This is a genomic window from Gottschalkia acidurici 9a (assembly GCF_000299355.1).
Lineage (GTDB): Bacteria > Bacillota > Clostridia > Tissierellales > Gottschalkiaceae > Gottschalkia > Gottschalkia acidurici.
Genome location: NC_018664.1, coordinates 1,799,368 through 1,815,595 on the forward strand (window position 1 = coordinate 1,799,368; position 16,228 = coordinate 1,815,595).

At 30.2% G+C, this 16,228-nt stretch carries 16 protein-coding genes; 2 read left to right on the forward strand and 14 right to left on the reverse strand.

The window, feature by feature from the left end; all coding sequences use genetic code 11:
* The first annotated feature begins 10 nt into the window (after window positions 1-10).
* Together CURI_RS08635 and CURI_RS08640 are read left to right on the forward strand one after the other, a co-directional pair.
* Entirely contained in the window at window positions 11-784 is a 774-nt protein-coding gene (locus CURI_RS08635; RefSeq protein ID WP_014967868.1) for a threonine/serine exporter family protein, read from the forward strand.
* An 11-nt stretch (window positions 785-795) separates the two neighbouring features.
* Window positions 796-1,266, forward strand: coding sequence for a threonine/serine exporter family protein (locus tag CURI_RS08640; RefSeq protein ID WP_014967869.1), 471 nt, complete (start codon window positions 796-798; stop codon window positions 1,264-1,266).
* Window positions 1,267-1,311: 45 nt separating this feature from the next.
* Here the strand turns inward: CURI_RS08640 and CURI_RS08645 are convergent, their stop codons facing one another.
* The 14 genes from CURI_RS08645 to CURI_RS08710 all read right to left on the reverse strand — a co-directional run bounded on the left by CURI_RS08645 (window position 1,312) and on the right by CURI_RS08710 (window position 16,227).
* Complete coding sequence (locus tag CURI_RS08645) at window positions 1,312-1,740, reverse strand: SoxR reducing system RseC family protein (protein WP_014967870.1); 429 nt, start codon at window positions 1,738-1,740, stop codon at window positions 1,312-1,314.
* Window positions 1,719-2,504, reverse strand: coding sequence for a tRNA threonylcarbamoyladenosine dehydratase (locus tag CURI_RS08650; RefSeq protein ID WP_014967871.1), 786 nt, complete (start codon window positions 2,502-2,504; stop codon window positions 1,719-1,721). Before CURI_RS08650 ends, CURI_RS08645 begins: the two co-directional genes overlap by 22 nt.
* 94 nt (window positions 2,505-2,598) lie before the next feature.
* Entirely contained in the window at window positions 2,599-4,386 is a 1,788-nt protein-coding gene (aspS, locus tag CURI_RS08655) for an aspartate--tRNA ligase (RefSeq protein WP_014967872.1), read from the reverse strand.
* Window positions 4,387-4,418: 32 nt separating this feature from the next.
* Window positions 4,419-5,672: a histidine--tRNA ligase gene (gene hisS / locus CURI_RS08660; RefSeq protein ID WP_014967873.1), complete on the reverse strand. Its 1,254-nt coding sequence runs from the start codon at window positions 5,670-5,672 to the stop codon at window positions 4,419-4,421.
* A 62-nt stretch (window positions 5,673-5,734) separates the two neighbouring features.
* On the reverse strand, window positions 5,735-7,204 hold the full coding sequence (gene hemZ / locus CURI_RS08665) for a coproporphyrinogen dehydrogenase HemZ (RefSeq protein WP_014967874.1): 1,470 nt from the start codon (window positions 7,202-7,204) through the stop codon (window positions 5,735-5,737).
* Entirely contained in the window at window positions 7,205-7,384 is a 180-nt protein-coding gene (locus CURI_RS08670; RefSeq protein ID WP_014967875.1) for a hypothetical protein, read from the reverse strand.
* A 118-nt stretch (window positions 7,385-7,502) separates the two neighbouring features.
* Window positions 7,503-8,117, reverse strand: coding sequence for an MBL fold metallo-hydrolase (locus CURI_RS08675; protein WP_014967876.1), 615 nt, complete (start codon window positions 8,115-8,117; stop codon window positions 7,503-7,505).
* A 10-nt stretch (window positions 8,118-8,127) separates the two neighbouring features.
* Window positions 8,128-8,583, reverse strand: coding sequence for a D-aminoacyl-tRNA deacylase (dtd, locus tag CURI_RS08680; protein ID WP_014967877.1), 456 nt, complete (start codon window positions 8,581-8,583; stop codon window positions 8,128-8,130).
* Window positions 8,584-8,597: 14 nt separating this feature from the next.
* On the reverse strand, window positions 8,598-10,763 hold the full coding sequence (locus tag CURI_RS08685; protein WP_014967878.1) for a RelA/SpoT family protein: 2,166 nt from the start codon (window positions 10,761-10,763) through the stop codon (window positions 8,598-8,600).
* A 194-nt stretch (window positions 10,764-10,957) separates the two neighbouring features.
* The gene (locus tag CURI_RS08690; RefSeq protein ID WP_014967879.1) at window positions 10,958-11,470 is read right to left on the reverse strand and encodes an adenine phosphoribosyltransferase; all 513 of its coding nucleotides are present in this window, start codon (window positions 11,468-11,470) and stop codon (window positions 10,958-10,960) included.
* Between the two features lie 152 nt (window positions 11,471-11,622).
* Complete coding sequence (locus CURI_RS08695; RefSeq protein WP_014967880.1) at window positions 11,623-11,910, reverse strand: hypothetical protein; 288 nt, start codon at window positions 11,908-11,910, stop codon at window positions 11,623-11,625.
* Between the two features lie 173 nt (window positions 11,911-12,083).
* Window positions 12,084-12,764 carry a DUF5714 domain-containing protein gene (locus CURI_RS08700; RefSeq protein ID WP_014967881.1) on the reverse strand — a complete coding sequence of 227 codons (681 nt, stop codon included), beginning with the start codon at window positions 12,762-12,764 and terminating at the stop codon, window positions 12,084-12,086.
* Between the two features lie 40 nt (window positions 12,765-12,804).
* Window positions 12,805-14,544: a single-stranded-DNA-specific exonuclease RecJ gene (gene recJ / locus CURI_RS08705; RefSeq protein WP_014967882.1), complete on the reverse strand. Its 1,740-nt coding sequence runs from the start codon at window positions 14,542-14,544 to the stop codon at window positions 12,805-12,807.
* A gap of 3 nt (window positions 14,545-14,547) precedes the next feature.
* Window positions 14,548-16,227, reverse strand: coding sequence for an ABC1 kinase family protein (locus CURI_RS08710; protein WP_014967883.1), 1,680 nt, complete (start codon window positions 16,225-16,227; stop codon window positions 14,548-14,550).
* Between the last annotated feature and the right edge of the window lies 1 nt (window position 16,228).

Sequence of the window (16,228 nt, forward strand, 5' to 3'; positions counted from 1 at the left end):
GTTATTCTTAATGGGCGACAGTGCAGTTGTAAAAAAAGTTATTAATATGACCATGCTAGCTGGACGAATAATGTTAGAAAGTAGTGCTGAGACCTATAGGGTTGAAGACACTATTGTCAGACTTTGTAGCACTATAAAGTGTGTAAATTATGTAGATGTCTTTGTTATTCCAACAGGTATATTTTTAACTATAGGATATGGCGATGATGCTATGACTTACATAAAAAGAACTAAACCTAAGGGTATAAATTTAAATAAAATAGCTTTAGTAAATGACTTTTCTAGAAACTTCTTAAGTTCTGATATGAGTATAGATGATGCTATTGATTGTCTAGATAAAATAGATAATACAAGTAATTATTCAAAGTTCACGCATTCACTCTTTGGAGGGTTTGCAGGTGGATTTTCTGCCCTTCTATTTGGTGGTGTCTTCAGTGACTTCGTATGGGCATTTATTATAAGCATGATAGTTATTTATATGAAAAGTGTTCTTTTAGATAATGTTGATGTAGTAGGATTTGTTAAAGATTTTATAGTTTCTGCTGTTGGAACTATGCTTACAGTTTTGGTTATACGCTTCAACTTTGCTTTAAACTTAGATCTGATAATAATAGGTTTTATAATGCCTCTAGTTCCTGGTTATATAATTACTAATGCTGCTCGTGATTCTATATCTGGTGATTTTCTTGCAGGATTATCTAGGGCTTCGGAAGCTGTGATAAGTGCATTATCTATAGCATCAGGTGTAGGTATTGTGCTAAATTATTATTCTTACTTTTTATAGGAGGATTTAACATGTTCTATATTAAACAATTTCTATATGCGTTTCTCTCTACGGCGGGATTTGCAGTAATTTTTAATAGTCCTAAAGATACAATAGTCAAAGCAGGAATAAATGGTACTATTGGATGGATTATATTTCTTGTAACAAAAAATTTATCATCATCTTCTATAGCTGGATCATTTGTTGGTGCTCTTTCTGTAGGAATATTGGGGGAAATATCTGCTAAAATATTTAAAAAGCCTTCTACTACTTTCATTATTCCTGGAATCATACCGCTAGTTCCTGGTGCAGGTATATATTATACTATGCTAGCTCTAACAAAGAAAAACTTTTTAAATGCTGCTGACTCGGGTAGTCAAACACTACTCGTAGCACTTGCTCTTGCTTCTGGAGTTATAGTTTCATCTGCATTAAACAGAGCTATAGTAAATTACTTACGAGAAAAGAAAGATGAGAGTGAGTTATTAAAAAAAGATAGTTAATCTAAAAAAACTTCCATGTAGATTTAAATCTACATGGAAGTTTTTTTATTTGTCTAATATTTCAACCATTTCTAGTAAAGAGTCATTATCTCTAAAATATTTATTATCTACATACTTTAATAAAAAATATGATATTACAACAAATACTAATCCTGTTAAGAATGATAGCGTTTCATAGTTTTCATAACCCATATTATTAAATACTTTCATACCTATAGACACACCAATAATCATTAGTATAAGGGGTATTATATATGCTATAAATGCTGATTTTAATATAGTTGAGGATTTACTTTCAATTAATACATAATCTCCTGTTTTTGCTCCTAGTTTGTTTTCTATATTTAAAGATATACTGGGACTACTACACCCTCCACCACAAGTATCACAGCTATGACCACAAGCAGACTCTCTCTTTATAATCACTTGTGCCATTTCATCATCTGCTTTTACTACATATCCTTTTTGTTGCATGAAGATCTCTCCTTTGTAATATCTTTTACAACTTCTGAAGCTATTATAAGACCTGATACTGAAGGCACAAAAGAAACACTGCCTGGAATTTGTCTTCTAACTGTACAAGATCTGCTATTTTCATCTTTATTTGGGCAAATACAATTAGTTTTACATCCTCCACCTATTTCTAATGGTGTTATTGGCTTCTCTTTAGAATAAACTACCTTTAAGTCTTTTATATTTCTTCTTTTAAGTTCTCTTCTCATAACTTTCGCTAAAGGACATATACTTGTTTTATATATATCTTCTACTTCTAACATCGTAGGGTTAAGCTTGTTTCCTGCTCCCATTGCACTTATTATTGGTATATCTCTGTTCTTACATCTTTCTATTAAGTCTAGTTTTGCTGATACCATATCTATAGCATCTATTACATAATCATAATCATCTGATAATAGTTCTTCTGCCGTCTCACTGTTGTATAACTTTTTGTAAATAGTTACTTTTACATCCGGATTTATATCCAGTATTCTTTCTTTCATTACTTCTACTTTAGCTTTTCCAACTGTTTTCCTAGTAGCATGTATTTGTCTGTTTATATTTGTAAGGCATATATCATCATCATCTACTAGAACTAGTTCACCTACTCCTGATCTTGCAAGAGCTTCAACTGCAAAAGTTCCAACTCCACCTATGCCAAAAACAGCTACTTTGCTATTTTTTAGTTTTTCTAGTGCTTCTGTTCCTATTAAGATTTCTGTTCTTGAAAATGAATGTAACATCTATTTACAACTCCTTCACTGTAGAGTATATACTATATATTATTATATATTCTCTGCAGCTTTAAATAAAGCATTTTAATTGAAAAATCGACATTTATTGATCTTTCTCTACTACCGATTTAATATGGATCTCTTTAAGCTGACTTTCTTCTACTTCTGCTGGTGCATTTGTCAGTAGACAAGTAGCATTTTGTGTTTTAGGGAATGCTATAACATCTCTAATATTATCACTATTTGTTAATATCATTGTTAATCTATCTAATCCGTAAGCTATTCCCCCATGTGGTGGAGTTCCATACTTAAATGCCTCTAGTAAAAATCCAAATTGATCTGTAGCTTCTTCTTCTGTAAATCCTAATGCCTTAAACATCTTTGTTTGAAGCTCAGAATTATTTATTCTTATACTTCCACCACCTATTTCGTCTCCGTTTATAACTATGTCATAAGCCTTAGCTCTTGCTTTCTCAGGTGCTGTTTCAAGCAATTCTATATCTTCATCTACTGGATGAGTAAATGGATGATGTTTAGCTACATATCTATCCTCTTCTTCATCATATTCAAATAGAGGGAATTCTGTTATCCATAATAATTTGTAGTCATTTTCATCTATTATATTAAGTCTTTCTGCTATTTCTACTCTTAGGTTTCCAAGTGCTGTGAACACTACTGATGGTTTATCTCCTACTATTAAGATTAAATCTCCAGCTTTACCATCCATTCTTTCTACTATATTATTTAGTTCTTCCTCACTTAAAAACTTAGCTATTGGAGAAGTTACTTCTTCATCAGTTATCTTTATCCATGCTAACCCCTTAGCACCATAAGTTTTTGCAAAATCTTCTAGTTTCGAAATGTTTTTTCTACTAAACTCATTTCCATAACCATTTATATTTATAGCTCTTACTTCTCCACCATTTTTAATGTTTTCACTAAATGCTTTAAATTCACTATTAGCTACTATATCACTTAAGTTTTTAAGTTCAAATCCAAATCTTATGTCTGGCTTATCTGAACCAAATCTCTCCATAGCTTCAGCGTAACTCATTCTTTGTAATGGTAACTCTATATCTATATTTTTTATTTCTTTAAATAGTTTTTGTATAAGCTTTTCGTTTATTTCTATAATGTCTTCCACATCTACAAAAGACATCTCTATATCGACCTGAGTAAACTCTGGCTGTCTATTTGCTCTTAAATCCTCATCTCTAAAACACTTAGTTATCTGATAGTATCTATCCATTCCTGAAACCATTAATAATTGCTTTAGTATTTGTGGTGATTGAGGTAATGCATAGAATCTCCCTGCATTTACTCTACTAGGTACTAAGTAGTCTCTGGCACCTTCTGGAGTAGGTTTTGTAAGCATAGGTGTTTCTACATCCACGAAATGATTGTCATCTAAGAATTCTCTTATTATCCTTGTAGCTTTATGTCTAGTTTTTAATTTGTTTTGCATAGATGGTTTTCTTAAATCTAAATATCTATATTTTAAACGCATATTCTCAGCAACTTCATCGTTATCCTTTATATATATAGGTGGTGTTTCTGCTTTATCTAATATTTTTAACTCTTCTACAAATACTTCAACTTCTCCAGTAGGTATTTCTTTGTTTATAGATTGTCTTTTATAAACCTTACCTCTTATAGCTAATACATATTCTCCTCTTATTTTATCTGCCTTATTAAAAGCCTCTTCTGAAACATCGCTATCAAATACTACCTGCATAATTCCTGTAGTATCTCTTAAATCTACAAATATTAGGGATCCCAGATTTCTTCTCTTTTGAACCCATCCCATAAGTATAACTTCTTCACCTTCATTTTCTATTCTTAAATTTCCACACATATGTGTTCTTCTTAAGTTACCCATGCTTTCTGCCACGTTAAAATCCTCCTTGTGTCAATATCTTGACCTTATTTCTTTAGCTCTTCTGCTAAACTATCTATATTAACTTCTTTTTGCTCTCCTGTACTCATATTTTTAAGAGACACTATTCCTTTTTCTATCTCATCGTCTCCTATAACTACAGTATACTTTGCATTTATTTTATCTGAATACTTAAATTGTGCCTTTATACTTCTTCCTAAATAATCTTTGTCTCCAGATATTCCATTCATTCTTAACTTAGATAGTAGCTTAAATGCTTCTTTATCAGCATTTTCTCCAATGCTTACTATATATATATCTACACTATCTTGTTTTGGTATTTCTATCCCATTATTTTCTAAAGTTAGTAGTAGTCTTTCAATTCCTAGTCCAAATCCAACTGCAGGAGTAGAGACTCCCCCAAGTTCTTCAACTAATCTATCGTATCTTCCACCACCACTAACTGTACTTTGTGATCCTATATCATTAGATATAAATTCAAATGCAGTCTTAGTATAGTAATCTAATCCTCTAACTATTTTAGCGTCTACTACAAAATCTACTTCTGCAAGCTTCAAATATTCTTTTACTTTTTCAAAGTGTTCTGAACACTCGTCACATAAGTTGTCTATCATAAGAGGCGCATCTTTAGTTTTTTCTTTACAAGTTTCATTTTTACAGTCTAATATCCTCATAGGATTCTTTTCATATCTTGACTTACAAGTTTCACATAATTCATCTAGTCTAGAACCTAAGTATTCTTTTAATATTTTATTATAGTTTTCCCTACAACTTGGACAGCCTATGCTGTTTATATGAAGGTCTATATTTTTAAGTCCTAATGTTTTTAAGAAAGTAGATACTAAAGTCATAACTTCAACATCTAAAGAAGCTTCTTGACTTCCAAATACCTCTACACCAAACTGGTGAAATTCTCTAAGTCTACCTGCTTGAGGTCTTTCGTATCTAAAGCAAGGAGTAATATAGTAAGCCTTTATTGGTTGTGCATCTGCGTATAGCTTGTTTTCTATATAGGAACGTACAACTGGAGATGTTCCTTCCGGCTTTAAAGTTATACTTCTTTCCCCTTTATCTAAGAATGTGTACATCTCTTTTTGAACAACATCAGTAGTCTCGCCTACTCCTCTTTCAAATAGTTCAGTGTGCTCAAACACTGGTGTTCTTATTTCTTTATATCCAAAATTTTTACATACATCTTTAAATACATTCTCTACATATTGCCATTTATAAGATTCTGATGGTAGTACATCCTTTGTTCCTCTAGGTGCTTTCGTTAACATGTAAATCCTCCTTTAAAATAAAAACACCTCAGTTCTTAACCATTCAAGAACGAGATTATGAATTAAAATATTTTTCTTTTTTCTATCATTTCATCTACTCTATTTATATATTCTCTTAAATCCTTAACATTCGGAATTCTTTCTAGTCTATCTTCTTGTGGAAAATAAACTTTCGATACTCCTCCAGCTCCAACCGCTATTATAGTTTGCTTTTCTTCCATTATAAGCATATTATATATACACTCATTACCGTCAGTTGAATAGCCTACATTCTCAAAGTTACCAAGAATCTGCTTTTGTCTATACATATAATATGGTTTCATACCCATCTTCTCTGCATAGTGTTTTGTTACATTTAGCATTTCTTCAATGGAATTCTGACTAGTTAGAGAATATTTATCTATATCTTCTTTAAGTCTAGACGTTCTTTTTACAGCCATAGTATGTACTGTAAGGTTTTCTGGCTTTAACTCTTCTATATACCTCATAGTATTTTCTATATGAGTTTTATCCTCTCCTGGTAACCCAACTATCAAATCCATATTTATAATATTAAATCCTAATTGCTTAGCTAATCTAAATGAATCTAATATTTCTTGTGACTTATGTTCTCTACCTATAGTTCTTAATGTATCTTGATTCATAGTTTGTGGATTGATACTTATTCTTTTTATATTATTACTTTTAAGCATTTCTAACATTTCTAAGGTTATAGTATCGGGTCTTCCTGCCTCAACTGTAAACTCCCTTAAGTTACTTCCAAATACAGAATAAACCTTTTTTATAATATTATCTAAATTTTTAACTGGTATTGCAGTAGGTGTTCCTCCACCTATATACACAGTATCTATGATTTTATCTTGCATAATTTCAAAAACTTTCTCTATCTCATGCATCAATTTCTCAGTATATATATTTACTAAATCACTAGACTTATCTATAGCATTTGATGGAAAGGAGCAGTAAAGACATCTTGTAGGACAAAACGGTATACTTATATATAGACTATATTTTCTTTCATCTAATGGATATATAAATTTTCTTTCTGTTATGGCTATATTTATAATTAGATTTGCTTTTTCTAAGTCTACTCTGTATTCATTTACTAATATATATCTTATTGTATCTTCATCAATTTTATTATCTAAAAGACTATGAACTATTTTCGTAGGTCTTATACCAGTAAGAACTCCCCATGGTACCTTTATATCGTTTGTTTTATGCAGTACTTCAAAAATACTTTGCTTTGTTGCTGCTTTTATAATCTTTTTAGTATCGTTATCTTTTATATCTATTTTATTTATATCTTTTATAGACTCTGCTACTACTTGTCCATCTTTTGATAAGCTTGAAAATGCTGTATTATCATCACTATTTAATATACTTTCTATTAAAAGGCCTTGGTTATCCACCAAAGCCTTTTCTTCTATAAATATTATTTCACTGTCAGTATAAAATACTTTTATTAATGCAGAAATATCATATTTAAAGTCATGACCTTGTAAGTAAACGTAAATCTTATTCGATTTCATCTAAAAATCCTTTCTATGCTCATAGATTAATTCATTTATATAAGACTTTGGTATCTTTAGTTCCTGTGCTAATTCGTTCTCACGCAATCCCATATCTTTTAATAAAAATATATCGTTTATAGACATATTAGAAACTTGATTTTCATAAAAGTCAAAAATGTAATTTTCATAATCATACATAGAAAATACCTCCTAAAATGTTTTATACAAATTCAATTAGTATTATCTTTCCACATATCTTTAGGAGTATTCTATTTATTTCTATTTATAATTAAATATTCTTAGCATATCTTATATATTATAAAAAAGGATTGTTTTCTATTTCATATCCTATAGTGCTATTTTCACCGTGTCCTGGATATATTATAGTACTATCATCATATATAAGCAGTTTATTTTTTATTGACTCTAATATATTGCTAGAGCTACCATATAAGTCTGTTCTTCCAACAGATCCTCTAAATAAAGTATCTCCAGTTATTATATTATTTTCTGCTTTTAAGCATATACATCCTTGTGAATGACCTGGAGTATGAATAACTTCTAGTCTTAATTTACCAAAATCTATAATATCACCATCTTTTAAATTTCTATCAGATTTAAAAGATATATCATTCATAGGTAAAAGTGTAGATAAGTTTTTATCTGGATCTGCTATTAGCTCTTCGTCATTTTCATGAATTAATACAGGTATGTTATAAACTTCTCTTAAATCTAACACTCCTCCTATATGATCTCCATGACCATGAGTTAATATAATATATTTTAACTGTAAGTCTTTATCTTTTATGAAGTTCATAATTACATCAGAATCTCCACCTGGATCAACTACTACAGCCTCTTTGGTATCCTCACATACAAGGATATAGCAGTTTGCCGAATAACAACCTAGTGGCATCTTTTCTATTATCATATTCTACCTCCTAAAATTGTTTCTTACTGTCTATTAAAATGGTTACTGGTCCATCATTTATTAAATTTACTTTCATATCTGCACCAAATACTCCTGTTTGTATCTTTTTTATCCCTTCATAAGACTTGCATTTTTCAATAAAGTCTAAATACACCTTCTCAGCAATATCTGGCTTTGCTGCATCTGTAAAATTTGGTCTTCTGCCTTTTCTTATATCTCCCATTAGTGTAAATTGGGATACTATTAAAAGCTCACCTTCTATATCTAATAGAGATAAGTTCATTTTACTATTATCATCTTCGAATATTCTTAAATTTACAATTTTTTCACATAAATAATCTATGTCAGTTTGAGTATCATCATGACCTACTCCTAGTAGTACTAGTATACCTTTACCTATAGATCCTACAGTATTGTTATCCACAACCACACTACTTTCAGATACTCTCTGTATAACTACTCTCACTACTTTCACTCCTCTTAAGTAATAACTCTATATACATCCATTACTCCATTTAATCTTTTTATCTTTTTCATAAGTTCTTTTAATTGATCTATATCTTTTATTTCCAGTGTCATATTCATAATAATTACTTTTTCTTTGCTTGTTCTAGCATTTAAAGATGTTACTGACAGTTTTGCATCTGATAATATTTGAGTTATTTCTGTAAGCAATCCAGTTCTATCTGTTGCTTTTACTTGTATTTCAGCTGAATATGAGCTTTTTTCATTTGTGGCCCAGTCTACATCTATAAATCTTTCAGCTATATCCAGACTTTCTAGATTTGGACAGTCTTTCCTATGAACAGACACACCTCTTCCTCTAGTTACATAACCCACTATATCGTCACCGGGTACTGGGCTACAACATCGAGAAAATCTTACTTTCAAGTTGTCTATACCTTTTACTGTAACTCCTTGAGTTGGCTTATAGCTTTTATTTTCATTAGTACTTACATTAGCCTTAACAAAATCTTCTTTCGTTTCTATCTTGCTTTTATAATGTTCCTTATGAAACTCTCTTAATTTTGTCATTACTTGAGATACAGTAACATTTCCATACCCTACCGATGCGTATACATCTTCTGCTGTATTTATGCTCATTTTTTCTCCGATAGCTTTTAGCCATTCATCTTTTAGTATCTCGTTTGTCTTATAACCTAATTTTTTTACTTCTTTTTCTAACATCTCTTTACCTTTAACTATGTTCTCATCACGATCTTCTTTTTTAAACCATTGTTTTATTTTACTTTTAGCTTGAGTGCTCTTTACTATTTTTAGCCAATCTCTACTTGGCCCATTACTGTTAGGTGATGTTAGAATTTCTATTATATTTCCGTTTTTTAATTTTGTATCTAGTGGAACTATACGACCATCTATTTTAGCTCCTACACAGATGTTTCCTACTGCTGTATGAACTCTATATGCAAAGTCTATAGGAGTAGATCCTGCTGGTAAATTTATTACATCTCCAGTTGGTGTAAATACAAATACCTCATCATTAAAAAGATCTATTCTCAGTGACTCCATAAATTCACTAGGATCTTTTAAATCATTCTGCAGTTCAAGAAGTTGTCTTAACCATGAGAATCCACCTTCGAATCCTAAATTTTTAGTCACACCCTCCTTGTACTTCCAGTGAGCAGCTATACCGTATTCCGCTGTTTTATGCATTTCCCAAGTCCTAATTTGAATTTCAAAAGGTTCGCCTTGGGGACCTATCACTGTTGTGTGTAGAGATTGATACATATTAGGTTTTGGCATAGCTATATAATCTTTGAATCTTCCCGGTATAGGCTTCCACAATGTGTGTGCTATCCCCAGAACACCATAGCAGTCTTTAACTGTATCTACTATTACTCTTATAGCGGTCAAATCAAAAATTTGTTCGAAGGTCTTGTTTTGATAGACCATTTTTCTATATATACTATAAAAATGCTTAGGCCTACCGCTTATTTCATTTGGTATCTCCATTTCATCGAGCTTTTCTTTTAGTGACACTATAATCTTTCTTATATATTTTTCTCTTTCTTTTCTTTTCATAGATACTTTTTCTACTAAATCAAAGTATCCTTTAGGATCTATATATCTTAATGAAAGATCTTCTAGCTCCCACTTTACTTTAGACATACCTAGTCTATTTGCAATAGGTGCATATATATCTAAAGTTTCTAGTGCTTTTTCCTTTTGTTTAGCATCAGACATAAAATCAAGTGTTCTTGCATTATGAAGTCTATCAGCTAGTTTTATTATTATAACTCTTATGTCCTTAGACATAGCTATTATCATTTTCCTTAAATTTTCAACTTGATTTTCTTCTTTTGTTTTATATTTAAGTTTTTTCAGTTTGGTGACACCATCAACTAAATTAGCTATTTCCTCACTGAACTCTTCAACTATAGTTTCATAAGTAACATCAGTATCTTCAAGCACATCATGCATTAATCCCGCTGCAATAGTAGCTGTATCCATATTGAGTTCAGCTAAAATCATAGCAACATTTACAGGATGTATAAAGTATTTCTCTCCTGATTTTCTAAATTGACCTTCGTGAGCTTGCTCTGCAAAATGATACGCCTTTATTACTTCATCTATGTCACCTTGATAATTATATCTTTTTATTTTAGCCAGCAGTTTTTCTAACAATCTCTATCAACCTCTCAATAAAGTGTACTCTAGTCCAAAATTATATAAATATAGTATAGCACATTCAATACATAACCAAAACAATTTTAAAAAAATCCCTAGTAAAAATTCTTATTATAAGGATATTTAAATAAATAAAAATCACTTAGGTATAAAGCAAAGTTAAAATCCAAGTGATTTTTTATACTGAAAAGTTAAAATTTAACTATCGATTTAACATCATATCCTTTAAGTTTTTCTATTCCTTTTAACTCTGTAAGTTCTATTAAGAATATCACTCCTACAACTTCTCCTCCTAGCTCTTCAACCATTTTAATCGAAGCTAGTGCTGTTCCACCTGTTGCTAATAGATCGTCTACTATTAAAACTTTATCTCCTTTTGAAATATCATCTTTATGTATTTCTAATTTATCTGTTCCATATTCAAGTGCATATTCATGACTTATAGTTTCTCTTGGTAACTTTCCTGTTTTTCTAACTGGTATAAAACCTGATCCTATTTCATAAGCCAATGGAGCACCCATTAAGAATCCTCTTGCTTCTGCTCCAACTATCATATCCACATTTTTTCCCTTACAGTAATTAGCCATCTGAATTATACATTCTTTAAAGGCTTCTTTATCTCTCAGTAGTGAAGTTATATCTTTAAATTCTACTCCTTCCTTTGGAAAATTTGAAATATTTATAAGCTTGTCTTTTAAGTTCATTCATTTTCCTCCTGCTGTTTCTATTCATGTTTTTATATTTAAAGTTATTTGTATTTATTATATCAGTAATTTTAACTTCGAACATAACTTTCTTATAAAAAAAGATTATTCTTAAAACTTTAAGAATAATCTTTTTAGTACTTTAATTCTAGTTAACTCCATGAAACTTCGTAAAAATTTTGCTGTGGATGAGTCATTGCATCTCTTAAGCTAACAGTTATGTCTGTTTTGTCTTTAAGGTTATCTTGTAGGTATACATTTATATTATTTACTGTATGTTTAGTATAATTATCTGTAACTTCTGGCTTATTAAGTCTTACTACCTTATTTTCTACTAGTGTTGAATATATACCTGTATCATATGTCTGAAATATTCTTATTTCATTTATACCTTTTCCTTTTAATTCATTTACAGCAGCCTCATCTATTTTAATACTCATGATTTAGTCATCGCTCCTTTTTATATATTTATTTGTTAAAAAGACATTGTTGTTTTGCCTTTTCTTATAATATATATTATTAACTAAATTCATGAGTAAAATTCCACTTTTATATTATAATATTTTGATCATAAGTAAGCTTTTATTTATTTAGCAAAAAGGACATCTTTTTCCTATACATTGTTTATTATTTTTTTAAATTTACAAATAACTCTATCATTTTTATAGTCATATAATTTAATATTGAATCTTTCATTTAAAAATTTACTGGCTTCATTTATGGCTATAAACGAATTTCTTTTACAACATCTTGGTCCACCTATTTTTCCGAGGCTTATTAGAGTATTTCCTGTCATTTCATTTGCTAAACCCCAGTTTTTTTCTGTTAATGGTGTCGCTTCTGTTATCACACTTATAAATAATCCTGTTCCAACTCCCACACCACAGCTTCCGTAGTTTCCACATATTCCTCCCGGAATTTTTTCAGCTCTTTCTTTAGTAACTTTAAGCTTTTCTTCTTTTATATCTTTTTTTCCCGAAGCATTGCAGTATGAGCTTAATAGCACTGCTGGAACTAGAAAATGATGCTCTGGACCATGCATGTTTACTCTGCTATTTTGCATGAGTTCTATAGACATCTCTATTGGATTTGCTTTGTTAGTTGTTAAGCAATAGTTATATATGAGTTCAATTGAATCTTCAGAATGACAATTGTCACAAACATAATGTCCATGTTTGCAACTTACATTACTTTTATACTCTTCCGCGCAATACATGCACTTTAAGTATTTATCTTCTGATTTATACTCTAGTTCTTCTCCACATATCATACAGTTAACATTATGCTTTTCCATTTAAATTCTCCTTAAACATTATGGTTTATTAATCATCTACTTATCTATAATCTTGTATTACAACTTGCAGATATCTATTGCCATTGTACTCATTTATAGAAGGCAGATAAGTTATGTCAAGTTCTACATTATTGGCTTGTCCATTAAAAGCTCTATTTAACTCTTCTTCTCCATACTTATTTATAATATACTTTTGCATTAATTCTATATCTCCAAAGTATACTCCAGTTACTATCCTGCCCTTTTTATTTTGTAGTGACATCTTTATAATTTTATAGTCTCTACCTAGAATATCAATTTTTTTGACTATTATGCCTTTGTCAGCAAATATTGGCTTATGATTTCCTTTTCCAAATGGCTCTAACATATTTAATTCTTCTGCTAATTTTATCGATGCTACATTTATAGGTACATGAGCATCTATATATAGCTTTGGTAATAAATCATCTTCTGTTAAAGTTGTTGTACCATTCAATTCATATCTCAATTTATCTATATTTGATGAGTTTAGAGAAAAACCCGCGGCCATTGGATGCCCACCAAACTTATTTAAAAGTTCTTTACATTTTGCTATCGCTTCAATCATATTATATTCTTCTATAGATCTTGCCGAAGCTTTAGAAATACCTTCCTCTGTCGAGTCTGTTATTATTATAGTTGGTTTGTTATACTTATCTTTTATTCTTCCTGCTATAATCCCTGCTATACTTTCATGTATGCTAGGTTCATATGCTACTATTATTTTATCTTTTATAATATTACTTTCTTCTATTTTTTGTATAACTTTATCTACACCTTCAATAGTCATAGATTTTCGCTCTTCATTTAGTTTATGGAGTTTGTTAGCATATTCTTCAGCCTTTTCTTGGCTATCTGTTAAGAAAAGCTCCACTGCTATATCTGCACTGTCTAATCTTCCTGATGCATTTATACATGGCCCTATTACGAACCCTAATGAATAAGTTGTTATAGTTTTTCCTTCTAATCCTGTAGCTTTTATTAGTGCTCTTATACCTATATTTTTAGTCTCATTTATTCTTTTCAAGCCTTCTTTAACTATAATTCTATTTTCATCTACTAAGTCTACAACATCACAAACTGTAGCCATTGCAACAAATTCTAGTAGATTATAAGATTCCTCTATAGGAACGTTCATTTCTTCATAAAGTACTTGAATAAACTTTAAAGCAACTCCAGCCCCACATAATTCTTTAAATGGGTAATTACAATCAACTCTCTTAGGATTTATAACTGCATCTGCCTCCGGCAAAGTGTTAGGAACATCATGATGATCTGTTATTATAACCTTCATTCCTAGGTCTTTTGCAAGTTTCACAGAGTCTATTGCTGATATACCATTGTCACAAGTAATAATAACATCTATACCATCTTTATTAGCATTTTCTACAATTCTTTCATTAATACCATAACCATCTATAACCCTATGAGGAATAACGTAATCTACATTTGCTCCACATCTTTTCAATCCATTATATAATGTTAGAACAGATGAGTTTCCGTCTTGATCATAATCCCCGCATATTCTTATTTTAAGATTATTTTCAATAGCTTTTTTCATAATACTTACACCTAACTCTATATCTTTCATAAGTCTAGGATTATGAAATTTGTCCATGCTTGGATTTATAAAACTATCCATTAGTTCAAAACCACTTATATTTCTATTTAGCATTATTCTGCAAATAAGCTCACTCACTCCAAGTGTATTCGATATTTTCTTATAATCTGCTTTGACATTTCTTAATAACCATTTCTGCAAAATCTAGTTCCCCCTTTTAGACTTACTTTTCCAACTTCTTATTGCTGATATTATAAATAAGAATCCTATTATTAATCCTACTATATATCCTACTATACCTAATGCTGATACACCAAATATTTTTGGTTTCATTCCTGCGTGTATAACTATAGAGGATCCTAGTATAAGTGATGATATCATAAGGCTTAATGATAACTTATTAGTCATAGTATTTACTTCTTTTTCTAAATTTTCTAGTCCCTCGTGCTTCAAAGTAACTTTAATTTTATTCTTTTCAGCTTTATTTAATAGTGAAAAAAGTTGTTTAGGCGCTTTCTTTAATGAATCATAGGCATTCGAAATAACCTTTGCTCCATCCAAAAAGTTAAGGTCTTTTAACTTCTTTAGATTTACCTCTTTTATTATTTTTTTTGATATATTCATAAAGTCAAATTGAGGATTTAATATTCTAGCTGTTCCTTCTATTGTAACTATAGATTTTACAAGTAAAGTGAGTTGAGGAGGAATTCTTAACTTGTGCTTATAAAGAATTATCAGCAGTTCATTTAATCCTTCTGCAAAATCAATTTTATTTATAGGTAAATCAAAGTAAAAATTTATTATATTATATATATCACTCTTTAGGGATACTTCATCAGTCTCTGATGTAATCATATCTATGTCCGATAGTTCTTCTACTATTTTATTTATATTTTTATCACTTGCTGCTTTTAAACAAGTTATTATAAGTTCTAGCATTAAATTATCTAAATAACCAACTACTCCAAAATCAATAAAACTAATCACATCTTCACTTACTACTAATATATTTCCCGGGTGCGGATCACCATGAAATAATCCATATAGAAGAACTTGCTCCATAAATAGTTTAGCACCAATTTCCGATATCTTTTCTTTATTCCATCCTCTTTCTTCTATGCTTTTTATATCAATTACCTTTATACCGTTTATTTCTTCCATTATAAGTATCTTTCTAGTAGTATAGTCCCAATAGATTTTAGGTATTAATATATTTTTGTTTTCTTTAAAATTTTCTCTAAATTTATGTGCATTATGTGCTTCATATGTATAGTCAAGCTCTCTGTTTAAAGAGTATGCTAATTCTCTTATTATATCTGACGCCTTAATTATTCCTTCTTTATTAAACTTATCATCTATTATCCTAGCCATACTTCTAAGAACACTTATATCATTATCTATTACTTCTTTTATATTTGGTCTCTGTATTTTTATTACTACACTTTCTCCTGTCTTTAACTTACCCTTGTGAACCTGACCTATTGATGCTGCTGCTAGAGGTTTTTCCTGAAACTCATCAAATACATCTTCTATAAAATATCCTGTTTCAGTATTAAATACTTTTCTAACCTCTTCAACACTGAACTCATTTACGTTATCTTGCAATGACATTAGTTCTTCGACTATATCTTCTGGTATCAGATCGTATCTTGTACTTAATATTTGTCCTAATTTTACGAATGTAGGTCCTAGCTCCTGTAAAGCTAATTTTATTCTTTCACCTCTTGACAACCTCTTTACAAACTTATCTCTTATTCTTTTAAAAGGTATGCCTTCACCTATAATCTCTGCTACCATTTCAAATCCGTATTTTGATAATATAGAAAGAATTTCTTTATATCTTTTAATATTTTTATACTTTGTAGTTATCCTAAACCCTTCCATA